Annotated in this window: 15 protein-coding genes and 1 other RNA gene; 8 read left to right on the plus strand and 8 right to left on the minus strand. The window is 70.1% G+C overall.

The genetic code is table 11. The annotated features are described in order from the left end of the window. The 8 genes from HY726_21385 to HY726_21420 form a co-directional block, all read right to left on the minus strand. A partial coding sequence (locus HY726_21385; protein ID MBI4611552.1) for an ABC transporter permease occupies positions 1–541 on the minus strand: 541 nt, incomplete at its 3' end. A 22-nt stretch (positions 542–563) separates the two neighbouring features. Next, the gene (locus tag HY726_21390) at positions 564–2,186 is read right to left on the minus strand and encodes an ABC transporter substrate-binding protein (protein ID MBI4611553.1); all 1,623 of its coding nucleotides are present in this window, start codon (positions 2,184–2,186) and stop codon (positions 564–566) included. A gap of 266 nt (positions 2,187–2,452) precedes the next feature. Further along, positions 2,453–3,652, minus strand: a complete 1,200-nt coding sequence (locus tag HY726_21395) for an amidohydrolase (protein MBI4611554.1) — start codon at positions 3,650–3,652, stop codon at positions 2,453–2,455. A gap of 28 nt (positions 3,653–3,680) precedes the next feature. Continuing rightward, the gene (locus HY726_21400) at positions 3,681–4,739 is read right to left on the minus strand and encodes a hypothetical protein (GenBank protein ID MBI4611555.1); all 1,059 of its coding nucleotides are present in this window, start codon (positions 4,737–4,739) and stop codon (positions 3,681–3,683) included. Then, positions 4,736–5,800, minus strand: a complete 1,065-nt coding sequence (locus HY726_21405) for an LLM class flavin-dependent oxidoreductase (GenBank protein ID MBI4611556.1) — start codon at positions 5,798–5,800, stop codon at positions 4,736–4,738. The genes HY726_21400 and HY726_21405 overlap by 4 nt, the downstream gene beginning before the upstream one ends. 21 nt (positions 5,801–5,821) lie before the next feature. Continuing rightward, the gene (msrA, locus tag HY726_21410) at positions 5,822–6,367 is read right to left on the minus strand and encodes a peptide-methionine (S)-S-oxide reductase MsrA (GenBank protein MBI4611557.1); all 546 of its coding nucleotides are present in this window, start codon (positions 6,365–6,367) and stop codon (positions 5,822–5,824) included. Between the two features lie 74 nt (positions 6,368–6,441). Then, complete coding sequence (locus HY726_21415; GenBank protein ID MBI4611558.1) at positions 6,442–7,746, minus strand: YkgJ family cysteine cluster protein; 1,305 nt, start codon at positions 7,744–7,746, stop codon at positions 6,442–6,444. Between the two features lie 50 nt (positions 7,747–7,796). Further along, positions 7,797–8,426, minus strand: a complete 630-nt coding sequence (locus HY726_21420; protein ID MBI4611559.1) for a DUF1326 domain-containing protein — start codon at positions 8,424–8,426, stop codon at positions 7,797–7,799. A gap of 169 nt (positions 8,427–8,595) precedes the next feature. Here HY726_21420 and HY726_21425 point away from each other — a divergent pair, with 169 nt between their 5' ends. The 8 genes from HY726_21425 to HY726_21460 form a co-directional block, all read left to right on the plus strand. Continuing rightward, positions 8,596–11,010, plus strand: coding sequence for a phenylalanine--tRNA ligase subunit beta (locus HY726_21425; protein ID MBI4611560.1), 2,415 nt, complete (start codon positions 8,596–8,598; stop codon positions 11,008–11,010). Continuing rightward, positions 11,010–11,297 carry a hypothetical protein gene (locus HY726_21430; GenBank protein ID MBI4611561.1) on the plus strand — a complete coding sequence of 96 codons (288 nt, stop codon included), beginning with the start codon at positions 11,010–11,012 and terminating at the stop codon, positions 11,295–11,297. Before HY726_21425 ends, HY726_21430 begins: the two co-directional genes overlap by 1 nt. Beyond that, positions 11,294–11,596, plus strand: coding sequence for a cell division protein ZapA (locus tag HY726_21435; protein ID MBI4611562.1), 303 nt, complete (start codon positions 11,294–11,296; stop codon positions 11,594–11,596). Before HY726_21430 ends, HY726_21435 begins: the two co-directional genes overlap by 4 nt. Positions 11,597–11,634: 38 nt before the next feature. Continuing rightward, positions 11,635–11,818, plus strand: a non-coding RNA gene (gene ssrS, locus HY726_21440) — 6S RNA. 257 nt (positions 11,819–12,075) lie between these two features. Beyond that, a complete protein-coding gene (gene rny / locus HY726_21445) occupies positions 12,076–13,638 on the plus strand; it encodes a ribonuclease Y (GenBank protein MBI4611563.1) in 1,563 nt (520 codons plus the stop codon). A gap of 8 nt (positions 13,639–13,646) precedes the next feature. Continuing rightward, on the plus strand, positions 13,647–14,429 hold the full coding sequence (locus HY726_21450; GenBank protein ID MBI4611564.1) for a TIGR00282 family metallophosphoesterase: 783 nt from the start codon (positions 13,647–13,649) through the stop codon (positions 14,427–14,429). Between the two features lie 108 nt (positions 14,430–14,537). After that, positions 14,538–15,395, plus strand: a complete 858-nt coding sequence (locus HY726_21455; GenBank protein ID MBI4611565.1) for a bifunctional 5,10-methylenetetrahydrofolate dehydrogenase/5,10-methenyltetrahydrofolate cyclohydrolase — start codon at positions 14,538–14,540, stop codon at positions 15,393–15,395. A 94-nt stretch (positions 15,396–15,489) separates the two neighbouring features. Continuing rightward, positions 15,490–15,617, plus strand: a 128-nt coding sequence (locus HY726_21460) for a YgiT-type zinc finger protein (GenBank protein MBI4611566.1), incomplete at its 3' end; no start/stop codon positions are given.

Below are 15,617 nucleotides of genomic sequence, written 5' to 3' on the forward strand. Positions count from 1 at the left end.
TCGCCCAGGGATCGACCCACGGAGGCGTGAACTCCAGCGGCGGCCCCCAGCCGAAGAGCAGCACGAGGAACAGGTTGCAGAGGATCCCGACCCAGAACGACGGAATCGCGAGCCCGCCGATGCTCACGACGCGGACGGCATAGTCTACCCAGGTGTCCTGCCGGACGGCCGCGAGCATGCCCAGGGGAATCGCGATCACCACCGAAACCAGCGTCGCGAGGAGCGCCACCTCGAGGGAGAGGGGCAGCCGGATGGCCAGCTCCTCGACGACCGGCTGCCCCGTCCAGAGCGAGTTGCCGAAGTCGAAGCGCAGCACCCCCCAGAGCCACGTCCCGAACTGCACGATCAGCGGCTGGTCCAATCCGAGCTGCCGCCGCACGGCGGCGAGCTGCTTCTCGTCGATGTCGGCGCCGGTGTCCCCGCCCAGGATCAGGAGGGCCACGTCCCCGGGGATCACGCGCATGATCAGGAACACGATGGTGGCCACGCCGAGCATCGTGGGGACGACGAGCAGGAGCCGCTTCGCGATGTACGTGCGCATGCCGCGGTCGCCCTCGCCCGGCTCAGTCCTCCGCGAGCCAGACGTCCTGGAGCTTCTGGTTCGAGTAATGGCTGGGCGCGGCGACCCAGTTCTTCACCTTCGACCAGTGCACGATGCTCCGCACCCACCAGAGGCCGTGCGCGAAGTACGCCTTCTCGAACACGAGCCGCTCGAACTGGTTCACGAGCTTCTTGCGCTCGGCCGGGTCGAGCGTCCGCGACTCCCGCTCGTAGAGGTCGTCGAGCTGGGGGTCGGCGATCTGGCTCCAGTTCGTCAGCGGGCTGCCGCTGATGAAGTCCGCCAGCGTCAGGTCGGGCTCGTCCATGAAGTCGACGTGGGGATCGACGATCGCCTCGAAGTTCCTCGTCACCCGGCCGGTGTCGAACCACGCGGCCGTCTCCACCGGCCGGTTCTCCACCTCCACGCCGATCTTCTTCCACTCCTGGATGAAGAACACCGCGAAGTCCTGGTACGGGAGCTTCACGTTGCGGTTCACCATGACGAACTTGAGGCCGTTGGGGTAGCCCGCCTCGGCGAGCAGCCGCTTGGCCTCGGCCCGGCTCTTCTCGATGTCCCGCCCGAAGCCCGGGAGCTTCTCGAGCTCGGCCGGCGACATCGCCCACTGCGTCCCCGGCCGCACGAGCCCGCCGACGTCTCGGAGCCCCGTGAGGGGGAAGAGTACCTTGCCCATCGCGTACCTGTCGATAGCGAGCGTGAGGGCCTTGCGCACGCGCTCGTCGTCGAAGGGCTTGACCTTGTGGTTGAACGAGACCGCCCACCAGCCGGGCGTGGGCGCGTCCTGGACGACGACCTTGTCGCCGAGCTGCCGCTTGATCGCCTCGACCTCCGACCCCGGCAGGCCGCGGAACTCGGTGTGCGCGCGGCCGGAGCGGAGAGCGGCGGCGCGCTCCGACGTCTCGGGGCTGATGTAGAACTTGTAGCCGTCGAGATAGGGGAGGTCCTTGATGAAGTAGTCGGGGTTGCGCTCCCCCTCGAACGTCGAGCCCCGCACGTAGCTCTTGAACTTGAACGGGCCCGACCCGACCACGTTCTTCCTGAAGTAGTTCGGGTCCTTGTCCAGGTACTTCTTGGGGAAGATCACGTTCCAGGGCGAGGCCAGGTTGGCCAGGAACGCCGCCGAGGGGTGCTTGAGCCGGAAGACCACGGTGGAGGGGTCGGGGGCCTCGATCGCCTTGACCGCTTTGTAGTGCGCCTTCCGGATGCTCCGGGTCCCCTCCGGCGGGAAGACGATCTTGTCGTAGCTCGCCTTGACATCGGCCGACGTCAGCAGCGAGCCGTCGTGGAACCTGACCCCCTGCCGGATCTTGAACGTATAGGTCAGCCCGTCCGGCGAGATCTTCCACTCGGTGCCCACGTCTCCGATGATCCTGGACGAGTCCAGCGGGTCAAACTGGAGCAGCGTGCTGTAGAGCGGCGCCACCAGCTGGATGTTGGCGAAGGTGCTCTCCTGGTGCGGGTCGAGGCTCGGCGCATCGGCCCCGATGGCGGCCAGGAGGATGCCGCCCCGGCGCGGCGTCTCCGCTGCCTGGACCGTAGCTCGGGTCGCAACGACCCCCGAGGCGACCAGGACGACGAGCAGAACGATCGTGACGAGCGTCCCTTGACGTCGGATTTGTGGTGACATCTGACACCTCCCGCACACATGGGACGTCGGAGAGTGAAGGAACATCGAACCCGCTTCGAGGGGTCTGGGAGGACTTGGGATTCGAGCCATGCACACTCCCCGGGCCTTGGACTTCGCCCGCCGGCTTCGGGAGGGCCGACCTGCGCCAACGTGAGCCGGGCCGCCTCCGGGCGGCCGAAAGGGGCGTGGGCGGGCCGCACGCTCGACGCGGCGGAACGCTATCATGGGCGAGGCGCACGTGTCAACCGGCTCTGCTCGTGCAGCATTCAGGGCGCCCCGGCCCGTGCCCCGTAGCGGTGGTAGCAGCGCACGGCATTGTCCCAGAAGAGCTTGCGTTTGACCGTCTCGGAGAGCGAGGTCCAGCCCAGGACCACCTCGACGGACTTCGGGAACCAGCTCTCCGAGTGCGGGTAGTCGGTCGCGAACATCAACGTCTCTTCGCCCAGGGCGGCGATGGCGTGGCGCAGCGAGAGCTCGCCCTCGTGGATCTGGATGCTCTGGAAGTACTGGGGCCCGCGCACATACTCGCTGGGCTTCTGCTTGAGGGGCGGGAGCGCGTGCCGGCACATCTCGGCCAGCTCGTCGAGGCGGGCGGCCCAGGACGGAAGCCAGCCATGCCCACACTCCAGTGGGGCCAGGCGTAACTCCGGGTAGCGGTCCAGGACCCCGGCGCCGATCAGCGCCGCCATGTTGCGCTGGGCATTCCACACATGGCCGGCGGAGCGCTGCAGGAACACGTTGTCCCAGGTATCCCACACGCCGGGGGGATAGGGGACCGTCATGGTGAAGGTGTGAATGATCACGGTAAGGTCGTACTCCTGCGCCGCCGTCCAGATGGGCTCCCAGTCGGGATCGTCCAGCGACATGTCGGGGGGGCAGATCGGGAAGATGCCGACCGGCCAGTCCTCCCGGCCGCAGCGGCGCACCTCGGCCACCGACGCGGCGACGTCCCGGCCCGAGACCAGGATGGCGCTGGTCAGCCGCTCTGGATAGGGCGCGCAGTAATCCGCGAGGAAGCGGTGATAGGCCTCGTACATGGCCAGCTCGAGGGCGACGTCATCGAGCGCGCAGAAGGCCGGCACCCCCCCCGAAGGGAGGATCATGTCCACATCGATGCCCTCGATATCCATGTCGCGCACCCGGGCGTGGGGATCGAAGCTGACGCGGTCGCTGGGAAACGGCGGCCCCTGCCAGCGCACGTCCCACGGAGTGCCGCCATGCTTCAGGCCACGGGTGACGGCTGATGGGGGTTCCACCCGCTCCCGCGAGCCCAGCCGGCGGTTGAGCGCGGGGCGCTTCCCGACCTGATACCGGGACATCCCCCCTTTGGCCGGCGCCCGCCCGACGGCCGGGCCGAGCGCCGCCAGCTTGGCGCGATCGGCGGCCGAGAGGTACGCCTCGATGGGCTCCACGGGCTCGATGATGTGGGTGTCCGCGTCGAAGATGCGATACCCTGCGCGGGCCACAGGCGTCTCTCGAGGGACCGCGTCAGTTTCAGCCGCAGGCGAGGGCGTAGACGTCCTGGGTCCCGTCGGGCAGCGGGTACTCGTGCCAGGTCCGGCCGCCGTCCTGGGTGCCGAAGACCTGGCCGTTGCGCGTCGCGCAGTAGACCTGCCCCGGGTCCTTCGGGTGCAGCGCCAGCGCCATCATCGTGCCGTGCGCCTTCACGCCGTGATCGAGCCTCCGCCAGCTCTGGCCCAGGTCGTCGCTGCGGTAGAGCGAGCCGTCCTCGCTCCGCGCGGCGGGGCTGAGGCAGGCGAAGAGAGCCCGCGCATCGTGCGGCGACACCTGGACGTCGCGCGCGTAGGTGAGGGGCGAGAAGCGGCCGATCTCCATGTCCTCCCAGGTCGCCCCGCGGTCCGTGCTGCGGAAGAGCCCCATGCGGAGGGCGAGGAACACCGTGCCGGGCGCCGCGCTCGACACGGCGAGCGCGTGGGTGTCCATCATCCCTTCGATGTCGGTGTCGCTGACGATCCGGCTCTTGAGGTGCGGGCGCTCGGCGAGCGTGACCAGATGGTGGCTCACGTCTTCCCAGGTCTCGCCGCCGTCCAGGCTCCTGAGGACTCCGTCGACTTCCAGCCCCGCGTACAGCTCGTGGGGATGGCTCGGGTCGGCGGCCAGCCGGGTCACCCGGCAGGGGAAGTTCATCGTGACGCGCCCGGGGGCCCGGAACGCGGGCAGCCGCCGCCAGGTGTCGCCCCCGTCGCCGCTCCGGTAGACCGCGGCGGGCGCGGCGCCGGCGTAGAGGACGTTCGCGTCCCGCGGGTGAAAGAGGAACGACCAGACGGCCATGCCCGCATCCGGGAATCCGAGCGCCGTCCAGCGCTCGCCCCCATCCGTGCTGCGGTACGGACCGGACTGCGTGCCCGCAAAGATCACGTGCGGGTCGCGCGGATGGAGGGCGATAGCGCGCACCTCGGCGTCATCCGGCAGGCCGCCGCCGAGACGCTGCCAGCCTTCGTCGCCGATCGCCCGCCGAAAGAGCCCGCCCGGGCGTGGGGTCTGATCCCCCGCGGTCCAACGAGCGGCGCCGGCGTAGAGTCGCGTGCTCATGCCGGGTTCAGCCCGGCGAAGTGGGGCATGACCTCCCGCGCGAAGCGCTCCATGGAAGCCATCGCCCTGGCGTGGTCGAGACCCCCCATGGTCATCCAGCAGATCAGGTAGTCCAGGTTGACCTCGCGCTGGAGCATGGCGATCCGCTCCCGCACGCGGGCGGCGGTCCCGTGGAGCGCCACATGCTCCCGGATGAAGTCGTAGGTGAGCTTTCCGAGCTTGGGGAAGTTCTCGCGGTAGTGGCGGTAGGACTCCGGGATCAGCTCCCAGTTGCCATCGGGAGGCGTGGTCACGGCCTGCTGGGTCTTGAGGAACCAGTCGTAGGCGTCGCTCATCTCCCGCCAGGCCTCGGCGTCGGTCTCACCGACGTAGACCGAGCGCGCCACGCGCGTCCTGGCGAGCGCCGGGTCGCGCCCGGCCCCCGTCCAGTGCCGCAGATAGAGGTCGTACATCTCCTTCAGGTTCTTGAACGACTGCGTTTGGGCGAAGAGCACGTTGAACCCTTCGCGGCCCGCCATCTCCGCGGTGGACGGGCTCACCGCCGCCAGCCAGAGAGGCGGGTGGGGCTTCTGGAGGGGCCGCGGGTGAACGGCGACGTTGCTCACCTGGTAGTACTTCCCCTGGTACGAGAACCGCTCGCCCGTCCAGGCCTCGAGGATGATGTCGAGGGCCTCCCGGAAGCGCTCCCGGCTCTCCTCCATGGGGATCCCGAGCGCCAGGTATTCGCTCCACTGATAGCCCCGGCCGATGCCGAAGTCGAGCCGGCCGTCGGACAGGAGGTCAGTGAGGGCCGCCTCCTCGGCCAGGAGGAGCGGGTTGTAGAAGGGGAGGATGAGCACCGCCAGGCCGATCCGGATCCGCTGCGTGCGGGCCGCCAGGTAGGAGCCGAAGTTCAGGACCGCCGGGCAGAGCCCGTAGCGCGAGAAGTGATGCTCGGCGAGCCAGACCGAGTCGAAGCCGAGCTCCTCGGCGCGGAGGATCTGCTCGACGGCTTCGCGGTACACCTGCTCCTGCGTCCTGGATTCGTGCCACTGAAGCAGGTGGAAGAGCCCGAAGCGCATCGTCGCCTGCGGACGCGCCCGTCAGGCCTTTAGCCGGGCGGCGTGCTGCTTGCGGAACTTGGCGACCTTGGGCGCGACCACGAGCTGGCAGTAGCGCTGGGACGGGTTCCGGCGGAAGTACTCCTGGTGGTACGCCTCGGCCGGGTAAAAGGCGGAGACAGGTGTCGCCTCGGTGACGATGGGGCCGCCCCAGAGCCCCGCCCCGTCCAACTCGCCGATCACCTGCCCGGCGGTCGCCTGCTGCGCGGGGCTGTGGTAGAAGATCGCCGACCGGTACTGGGGACCGACGTCGGCTCCCTGGCGGTCCTTCGTCGTGGGGTCATGGATGGAGAAGAAGATCTCGAGGAGCTCGCGGAAGGATACTCCGGCCGGGTCGAACGTGAGCTGGACCGCCTCAGCATGGCCGGTCATTCCCGTGCAGACCTGCTCGTAGGTCGGGTCGGGAACGTGGCCGCCCGAGTACCCTGACACCACCTTCTCCACGCCGCGGACCTGCTCGAAGACCGCCTCGAGGCACCAGAAGCACCCGCCCGCCAGCGTCGCCACCTCCCTGGCCTGGCTCCCCATGACGCAGTCCAGGATACGAGGCGACGGAAGCCCCGGTCAAGGCACTGCTCCCTGGCGCCTGAGCGCGGCGGGCGCTACGCGGACTCCAGCACGGCCGCCCGCGCGAAGGTGGGCCGCTGGTAGAGGCGGTCGGCCATCACCGTGAGCACCGGGCTCAGCGTGTAGAGGCGCGCGAACTGGGCGTGGAGCACGAAGCGCTGCTCCACGAGGCACACGGCGTCCTTCACGTCCTCGAGCGTGGTCTCGGCGCGCCCGGCCGCGTGGGCGCGGAGCTTGGCGCACCACTTCATGAAGGCCCAGAGCGCCAGCAGCGTGTGGTAGCCGCGAAAGACGCCGTGCACGGGTGTGAGGGTCTTCCGCCAGAGGACGTGCGACCAGTAGCGACGGAGGAACTGCTCGGTCTCGGCATCCCCGGTGGAGAACCGGACCTTCGAGACCGAGGCGAGATCCAAGGCGGCGCCGCCGGTGACGAAGTCGGCCAGCCATCCACGTCCCCGGCGGAACCTCCAGTAGTTGCGGTAGAGGCTCCAGACGATGGCGAAGCGCGACCGCCTGGTCCGCGAGAGCTCGACCCAGGTGTAGAGGGGAGCCAGGTACGCGAGGGAAGCCCGTCGCGGGTATCTGAGGCGCGCCGCGACCTCGAGCACGCCGCGGTAGCCGTCGGCGCGCAGCCCCTCGAGGCCGCCGCGGAGGCTCTCCCGCGCGGGCTCGCCCCGCGCCGCGGCGCGGCGCTCGATCTCGGCGAGCCCCACGGCGAGCGTGATGAGCACGGTCCCGGCGAGGAGCGCCTGGAGCAGGGGCACGTCCTCTCGCCCCAGCAGGTCGAGGAGCGCACGCTCGATCGGGCGGTAGTCGTCCCAGCCGATGTCGAGCCCCGAGTAGAGGAGGATCGGCTCCTGGACACGCTGGACGCGATAGCTCCCCGCCAGCACCTCGCGGATCTCGGCGACCCGCTCGCCGAGCGGCTGCCCCTGATGGCCGCGCACGGCGGTGCACGCGAAGGACAGGCCCACCGCGATCCCGTCCGGCGTCTCCACGAACGAGTAGGGGAACTCCCTGCAGACCTGGGGCTTCTCGGCATAGCCGAGGCGGAGGTGAATGGCGCAGCGGCGCTCCTCGGTGAGGAAGACGCAGCTTCCGCCGGGCGTGCGCGCGAAGGTATGGGTCTCGCCGGTGAGCAGCGGCAGCGGCAGCCGCACGAACTTTTTGCCCGCGGGAAGCGCCGGGTCCACGCGTCCCCCCTCGACGTCCCCGAGGCGGGCGAGCGAGCGGGCGTCGACCCCGATCAGCCAGTCGTTGCGGCAGCACGCGCCGCACCCCTGGCAGGCGTAGACGACGCCGGCGGGGAGCGAGAGCGGCTTGCCGAGGTGCTCCTGCATCGCCTACCGCCACGCTCTGGCTTCGCGCAGGTAGAGACGTTAGCACGCCCTCAGGGGCCGCTCCACTCGAAGCTCGCGTAGTGGCCGTTCCGGGCCGTATTGTCCCAGGTGAAGCTGTGGTCGCGGTAGGAGGAGCGCGTGGCCTTGGCCGCGGCCAGGCGCCGGGAGACGAAGTGCCTGACGTTCTCCAGCCAGACCTCGGACTTGCCGTCCCGCCCCTCGATCCCCTCGATCTCCACATCCAGTACGCCGGGGATCCTGGCCCAGCGCCGCCGCCCCTCCTTGCCGAACTGGATGGGGACCACGCGGGTGGGGAGGCGGGTCTTGACCAGCGCGCTCAGAAACCCCATCGGCCCGCCGGCCTGGCCCCCGAAGATGGCCTCCAGCGCCGTGCGCTGCTCCGGGGTGGCGCGCTCGTCGAGGTAGAGCCCTGCGGTCCAGTTCCCCTCTCCCATGGGACCCGGCGTGTACACCGTCACGGCGACGTGCGTGCCGGCCAGCCGAACCTTTCCATACTCGCCGGCCTGGATCTGGAAGACCAGCGGGACGTCGCAGTGTCCCTCGGTGGGCCGGGCCACCGCACCGCCCCTCTCGTTGCGCGGCCCGAGCAGGCAGGGGCAGAGGAACTCGCAGTTGCAGTTTTCCAAATACTCCCCGCTGATGCGCCACGGTTCCGCCATCGCGTCCTCCTTGCCTTTAGCCCATCCCGTAGAGCCTCGCGCAGTTGTGCTGGAGATCTTCCGCTTGCTCCGCTCGGCGGCAAGATAGGGGGCGAGGAGGAGGGCTGTCAAGGAGAAAACCGAGGAGGATTGACAAGCTTCACGTGTCACGAGTAACTTCCTTTGCGACATGAAGATCAGCTACCGCTGGCTCACCGAGTACGTCGAGACCGCGCTCTCCCCGCAGGCGATCGCCGACCGCCTGGTCAGCGGCGGCCTCGAGGTCGCGGAGGTCCAGCCCCTCGTGATCGGTCTGACTGGCGTGGTCGTCGGGGAGGTCGAAGCCGTGGAGCGCGAGCTGGGCGTGACGCCCTCCGGTCACCGGCTCGTGCTGACCCGGGTGACCACGGGCGCGGCCCGGTTCTCGGTGGTGTGCGGCGCGCCGAATGTCGCGGCGGGCGGCCGCGCCGCGTTCGCGGCGCCAGGCGCCGCGCTCCCCGGGGGCCGGCGGATCGACGTCGCCACGATCCGCGGGGCTCGCTCCGAAGGGATGCTCTGCTCGGAGAGGGAGCTCGGCATCGGCGACGACGCCGACACCATCCTGCTCCTCCCGGCCGACGCCCCGCTCGGAGCCGACCTGGTCTCCTACCTCGAGCTCGACGACTGGGTCCTGGAGGTCGAGGTGAGCCCCAACCGGCCGGACTGTCTCTCGGTCGTCGGCGTCGCGCGCGAGGTGGCCGCCCTCACGGGCGCCCCGTTCCGCGTTCCCGCCGTTCAGGTCAAGGAGGGCGAGGCTGACGCGGCCTCCCTGGCCTCCGTGGTGGTGGAGGATCCCGACCTCTGCCCGCGGTACGCGGCGCGGATCATCACCGGGCTCAGCGTGGCGCCCTCGCCGGCGAGGCTCGCCCAGCGCCTGCGCGCGGTGGGGCTCCGCCCGATCAACAACCTGGTGGACGTGACGAACTACGTGCTGTGGGAGCTGGGCCACCCGCTCCACGCCTTCGACTACGACACGGTGGCCGAGCACACGATCGTGGTCCGCCGGGCGCGGCCGGGCGAACGGCTCGCGACCCTCGACGGGCAGGAGCGCCAGCTCACCGACTCCATGCTCCTCATCGCTGACCCCGAGCGGGCCATCGGCCTCGCGGGGGTCATGGGGGGCGCCAACACCGAGGTCACCGATCGCACCGGGACGGTGCTTCTCGAGAGCGCCTACTTCCACCCTGCGTCGATCCGCCGGACCGCCCGCGCCCTGGGGCTCGCCACGGACGCGGCCTACCGCTTCGAGCGCGGCGCCGACATCGAGGGCCTCAGGGAGGCCCTGGATCGGGCGGCGCAGATGATGGCCGAGGTCGGGGGCGGGAGTGTGGCCAAAGGACTGCTCGACGTCTCCGCCGCGCGCCGGCCCCCGCGCCGGGTCGTGCTCCGCCTCGGGCGGATCCAGCGGGTCGTGGGGCGCTGCCCGCCCCGCGCCCGGGTGACGCAGATCCTCCGGGACCTCGGCTTCGCGGTGGACGACCGGAACTCCGACCTGGAGGTCGAGGTGCCGAGCTTCAGGCGCGACGTCTCGCTCGAGGACGATCTGGTGGAGGAGGTGATCCGGGTCTGGGGCTACGGCGAGATTCCCTCCACGCTTCCGAGCGGCAGCCTCTCGCTGGTCCGTCGCCCGCCGCAGCTGGTGCAGGCGGATCGAGTCCGCCAGGTGCTCGTGGGAGCGGGGCTCTCGGAGGTCATCACGATGAGTTTCGCGGATCCGGAGCGGTTGAAGCTCCTGGGGTGGGACCCGGCGTCTGCCGACGTCCTGGCCCTCCGGAACCCGCTCTCGCGCGAGCGCGCGCTGCTCCGCCCGACGCTGGCCGCGGGGCTCCTGGAACTCCTCGCGGGGAACCTCCACCGCCAGAACCCGGACGTGCGCTGCTTCGAGATCGGCCGCGTGTTTACCCCGGGTGGCCCCGAAGGGCTGGCGCGCGAGGCGCTGAATCTCGGGATCGCGCTCATGGGCGCCCGTGGCGCGCGGGCGTGGTACCAGCCGCGCGAGGACGTGGACCTCTACGACACCAAGGGCCTGGCCGAGCACGTCCTGGCGGCCCTCAGGGTGGACGGGTGCGAGGCGCGCCCGCCGGGCCCGCCGTTCCTGGAGCCCGGCCGCGGCGGCGAGCTTCTCGTCGCGGGGGCCGCCGTGGGGTGGTTCGGCGAGGCGAGCCTCCGCGTGCGCGAGGCCTTCGACCTTCCGGCTCCCGTGCTCCTGGCCGAGGTCTTCCTCGATCGACTCCTGGTGCTGGGCGCGCCGCCCCTCCGCTACGCGCCGCTGCCGCGCTTCCCCGCGGTGCAGCGGGACCTCGCCCTGGTGGTCGCCGCGGAGGTGCAGGCGGCCGACGTCACCCGCGCCGTCCACGCCATGGCGGAGCCGCTTCTCCGGCGCGTCATGCTCTTCGACGTCTACACCGGCGACCAGGTCGCGGCGGGGCGGAAGAGCCTGGCCTTCGCCCTCGTCTACCAGGCCGAAGACCGCACCCTCACCGACGCCGAGGTGAACGCGGTGCACGCCCGGATCGTCGAGCGGCTCCAGCAGCGCCTCGACGCCGCGCTCCGCGGGAGCCGCTGATGGCCGGCGACCTCGCCGAGCGGCTCGGTCAGCTCGAACAGTCGGTCCGCCGGGCGGCCGAGCTGATCGCGCGCGTGAAGGCCGAGCGCAGCCAGGCCGAGGGCGAGAAGGCCGAGCTCCAGAAGCGAATCGCGAGCCAGGCCGGTGAGCTGGACGAGCTGCGCGCCCGGCTCGGCGCCCTCGAGGAGAACCAGCGCGAGCTGGCCCGGCTGATCGAGGAGCGCAAAGCGATCCTCGCCCAGGTGGAGGGTATCCTGAAGGAGCTCGACGCCCTGGAGCTGCCGTGACGACCGCCGCGCGCGTCGAGTTCGAGCTCCTGGGGCAGCGCTTCGCCGTGCGGAGCGAGGCCGCGCCGGAGTACGTCCGCGAGCTCGTGGCCCACGTCGAGCGGACGATCAAGGAGGTCGCGGGGGAGGGGAGCCAGGATCCGCTAAAGCTGGCCGTCCTCGCCGCCCTCTACATCACGGACGAGCTCTTCCGCGTCCGCGAGGCGGGGAGCAAGGAGGCCGGCGACGCGGCGCGGCGCGTCGGGGCGCTCGTGCGGCTCCTCGATCAAGTCGTCCCGCCCTCGCCACTTTCCTCTTGACGTGCGGTTCGGGCTCGGGTAAGAGTTGGGTGGTCTTGTCTTCCCTGCGCTGTGCGTGATGTCGGAGGGAAGTTTCAACCCAATTTTCTGCATGGGAGCTTGACCGTGAGGGTGGTGTGCAGGCCCCTCCGTGAAGGGGAAGCCTAAAGCCCTCCTAAATAGCGCCCACCTGGTGAGACCAGGTTCGAAACACCGTCGGCACACGGCAGAGGCGGGGAAGTAGCGCCAGTGACGGCGCGGTCGGTAACCCGGCTGGTTGCGGGGCCCGGCGGCGCCGTTTTTGTCGTCGGTCCGTTCCGGGTCCCGCGCCGGTACGCCGGTAGTGTCCCAAATTAGGACACTACCGCGCCCCCGCGTTCCTTGACTCCCGTCGCGCCCCTGCCCTATAATTTGTTAATTAGGCCAATCACTTGACATGACGATCATGCATCAGAGCGGTATCGACCGGGGGCCGTTCGTCCCCGCTGGAGACCATGACCATGACGACCATGTACTGGATCGGGATTCTTGTGCTCGTCGCTGGAATCTCGCTCGCGGTAGGTTACCTTGTCCACCGCCTCTACACGGAGCGCCTCACCGGCGACGCACGGACCCGTGCCCGGCGGATCCTTGAAGAGGCCGAGCGCGACGCCGAAGCCAAGCGCAAAGACGCCGCCATTGAGGCGAAGGAGGTCGTCCTCAAGGCGCGCACCGAATCGGAACGCGAGACCCGGGAGCACCAGCGCGAGCTCCACCAGGCTGAACGGCGCGTCCTCCAGAAGGAGGAGCAGCTCACGCGCCGCCTCGACCAGCTCGACCGGCGCGAGGGCGAGGTCCAGGGCAAAGAGCGCGAGCTGACGAATCGCGAGCGGGGGATCAAGGAGAAGGAAGACCAGCTCGCGACTCTGCTGGAATCCGAGCGCCGGAAGCTCGAGGTCATCGCCGGCCTCACGGCCGAAGAGGCCAAGCGGCAGCTCCTCGCCCGGATGGAGGAAGAAACCCGCCGCGAGGCGGCGCTGATCGCCATGCGCATCGAGGAGGAGGCGCGCGAGACCGCCCACCAGAAGGCCAAGGAAGTCCTGGCCACCACGATCCAGCGGCTGGCCCCCGACTACACCGTCGAGACCGCGGTCTCGATCCTGGACCTCCCCTCCGACGACATGAAGGGGCGGATCATCGGCCGCGAGGGGCGCAACATCCGCGCGCTGGAGCTGGCCACGGGGGTGGACATCATCGTCGACGACACCCCGGAGGCCGTCATCATCTCAGCCTACGATCCGCTGCGACGGGAGATCGCGCGGCTCGCCCTCCAGCGCCTCGTCGCCGACGGCCGGATCCACCCGGCCCGGATCGAGGAAGTGGTGGAGAAGGTCAAGAAGGAGATGGAGCAGCAGCTCAAGGAGGAAGGGGAGAAGGCCTGCTTCGAGCTGGGGGTCCACGGTCTCCACGCCGAGCTGGTCCGGCTCGTCGGCCGCCTCAAGTACCGCACCTCCTACGGTCAGAACTGCCTCCAGCACTCGAAGGAGGTCGCCTGGCTCGCGGGGATGATGGCCGCCGAGATCAAGGGCGACGCGAAGCTGGCACGGCGGATGGGTCTGCTCCATGACATCGGTAAAGCTCTGACCCACGAGCAGGAGGGAAGCCACCCGGAGCTGTCGGCCCAGGTGCTGACCAAGTACGGCGAGCCGCCCGCGGTGCTTAACGCGGCCCTCTGCGGTCACGAGAACATCGAGCCCGCCACGATCGAGGCGGTCCTGGTGGAGGCGGCCGACGGCATCTCGGCCGCTCGACCGGGCGCCCGGCGCGAGGTGCTCGAGAGCTACATCAAGCGGCTCGCCATGCTGGAGGAGATCGCCAAGTCCTACAAGGGCGTGGACCTCGCCTACGCGATCCAGGCCGGGCGCGAGCTCAGGATCCTGGTCAAGTCGGACGTGGTCTCGGACCTGGAGGCCCACCAGCTCGCCAAGGAGATCTCGAAGCGGATCGAGAGCGAGATGCAGTACCCGGGCCACATCAAGGTCACCGTGATCCGCGAGACCCGCGCTGTGGAGATCGCCCGGTGAGCCGGCCCCTGAGCGTCCTGCTCGTCGGGGATGTCTTCGGCGAGCCCGGCCGAAGGGCCGTGCTGAGCCTCGTCCCCGCCCTCCGGCGCGAGCACGGGCTGGACCTCGTCATCGCCAACGTGGAGAACGCCGCGGCCGGCTTCGGCGTCACGCCTCCGATCGCGCGCGCGCTCCTCGATGGGGGCGTGGACGTGCTGACGTCGGGCAACCACGTCTGGGACAAGCGGGAGGTGCTCGAGTTCATCGCCAAGGAGAACCTCCTCCTCCGCCCGGCCAACTACCCGCCCGGCGCCCCGGGCGCGGGCTCGTACGTCGTCAAGGCCGGGCCCCTCGGGATCGCGGTGCTGAACCTCCAGGGGCGGGTGTTTATGCCCACCATCGACTGCCCGTTCCGGACTGCCGACGCGCTGCTGCCCCAGCTCAGGGCCGAGACGCCGGTGATCATCGTGGACATGCACGCCGAGGCGACGTCGGAGAAGCAGGCCATGGGCTGGTACCTCGACGGCCGGGTCAGCGCCGTGATGGGGACGCACTCGCATGTCCAGACCGCCGACGAGCGCATCCTCCCGGGCGGGACCGCCTACCTGACCTACGTGGGGATGACCGGGCCCGTTGACTCGGTCATCGGCGTCGCACGCGAGCTCGCGATCGAGCGCTTCGTCTCGGGGCTCCCGAACCGGTTCGAGCCGGCGAAGGGGCCGGCGGCGCTTCACGGCGCGCTGGTGCGGATCGACCCCGAGAGCGGCAAGGCCCTGGAGATCCGCCGTCTCCGGCAGCTCTGCCCTGTATGAGCGCACGCGCGGGCTCGGACATCCGGGGGGGCGTGAGCCCCCTTTCATTTTCCCCCTGACCCTGCCCTCTCCCCGGGGAAGAGGACGAAGGTGAGGCGGGCGGATCCCATGGCGCAGATCCTGGATGGCAACGCGGTGGCCCAGAAGGTGCTGGACGAGGTGCGGCGCGGGGTCGCGGCCCTCCGGGAGGCGACCGGGGCGTCGCCGACGCTCGCGGTCGTGCTGGTGGGCGACGACCCGGCGTCGAAGGTCTACGTGGGGAGCAAGCGGCGAACGGCCGAGTCCCTGGGCATCGCGTCGGCGGAGTTCGTCTACCCGGAAGGCCTCGGGCGCGCCGACCTCCTCGCGCTCCTGGACCGGCTCAACGCCGACCGCGCGATCCACGGCATCCTCCTGCAGCTTCCGCTCCCGAAGGGCCTCGACGAGGACGAGGCTGTCGCGCGGATCGTGCCGACCAAGGACGTGGACGGGCTCACCCCGGCCAGCCTGGGTCGACTCCTGGCCGGCGCGCCCGCTGTCGTGCCGTGCACGCCGGCCGGCTGCCTCGAGATCCTCGACCACTACGGCGCCAAGCTCGAGGGCGCCGAGGCCGTGGTCGTAGGGCGCTCGCGACTGGTCGGGAAACCGCTGGCCCAACTCCTGCTCGCCCGCCATGCGACGGTCACGATCTGCCACACGCGCACGCGGGACCTCGCGGCCCATACGCGGCGGGCCGACATCCTCTGCGTGGCCGCCGGGCGGCCCAGGTTCATTACCGGCGACATGGTGAAAGAGGGGGCGTGGGTGATCGACGTGGGCGTCAACCGTCTCGAAACCGGCCGGCTCGTGGGCGACGTGGACTTCGACTCCGTCGGGCGGCGGGCCCAGGCAATCACGCCCGTCCCGGGCGGGGTGGGACCGTTGACGATCGCCATGCTGATGAAGAACTCGCTCCAGCTCGCGGGCCGCCAGCTGGGCATTGCGTGAAGGGTCGCCTTGCTGGGGGTCGTCGTCGTGCGCGGTGGCATGCTGGTAGGAATTTAGCGAGGCGAGTCGGGAGTGGCCGCGCGCGGGAGACATGATGAAGTGTTCGATCAAGGATTGCTCAGGAGAGTACGAGGAGAGGAAGATCGTCCACACTGTCCGACATCACGGGCATGTTGTAGTCATCGATGGCGTTCCGGCAGAGGTGTGTTCGGTGTGCGGAGA

The organism is Candidatus Rokuibacteriota bacterium (assembly GCA_016209385.1).
Classification (GTDB): domain Bacteria; phylum Methylomirabilota; class Methylomirabilia; order Rokubacteriales; family CSP1-6; genus JACQWB01.

What these genes read in the sequence shown, in the direction of transcription:
- HY726_21430 (MBI4611561.1), top strand. Translation starts at nt 11,010, where the DNA reads ATGGCCGGCGACCTCGCCGAGCGGCTCGGTCAGCTCGAACAGTCGGTC.
- HY726_21420 (MBI4611559.1), bottom strand. Translation starts at nt 8,426, where the DNA reads ATGGCGGAACCGTGGCGCATCAGCGGGGAGTATTTGGAAAACTGCAAC.
- rny (MBI4611563.1), top strand. Translation starts at nt 12,076, where the DNA reads ATGACGACCATGTACTGGATCGGGATTCTTGTGCTCGTCGCTGGAATC.
- msrA (MBI4611557.1), bottom strand. Translation starts at nt 6,367, where the DNA reads ATGGGGAGCCAGGCCAGGGAGGTGGCGACGCTGGCGGGCGGGTGCTTC.
- HY726_21455 (MBI4611565.1), top strand. Translation starts at nt 14,538, where the DNA reads ATGGCGCAGATCCTGGATGGCAACGCGGTGGCCCAGAAGGTGCTGGAC.
- HY726_21415 (MBI4611558.1), bottom strand. Translation starts at nt 7,746, where the DNA reads ATGCAGGAGCACCTCGGCAAGCCGCTCTCGCTCCCCGCCGGCGTCGTC.
- HY726_21425 (MBI4611560.1), top strand. Translation starts at nt 8,596, where the DNA reads ATGAAGATCAGCTACCGCTGGCTCACCGAGTACGTCGAGACCGCGCTC.
- HY726_21400 (MBI4611555.1), bottom strand. Translation starts at nt 4,739, where the DNA reads ATGAGCACGCGACTCTACGCCGGCGCCGCTCGTTGGACCGCGGGGGAT.
- HY726_21390 (MBI4611553.1), bottom strand. Translation starts at nt 2,186, where the DNA reads ATGTCACCACAAATCCGACGTCAAGGGACGCTCGTCACGATCGTTCTG.
- HY726_21405 (MBI4611556.1), bottom strand. Translation starts at nt 5,800, where the DNA reads ATGCGCTTCGGGCTCTTCCACCTGCTTCAGTGGCACGAATCCAGGACG.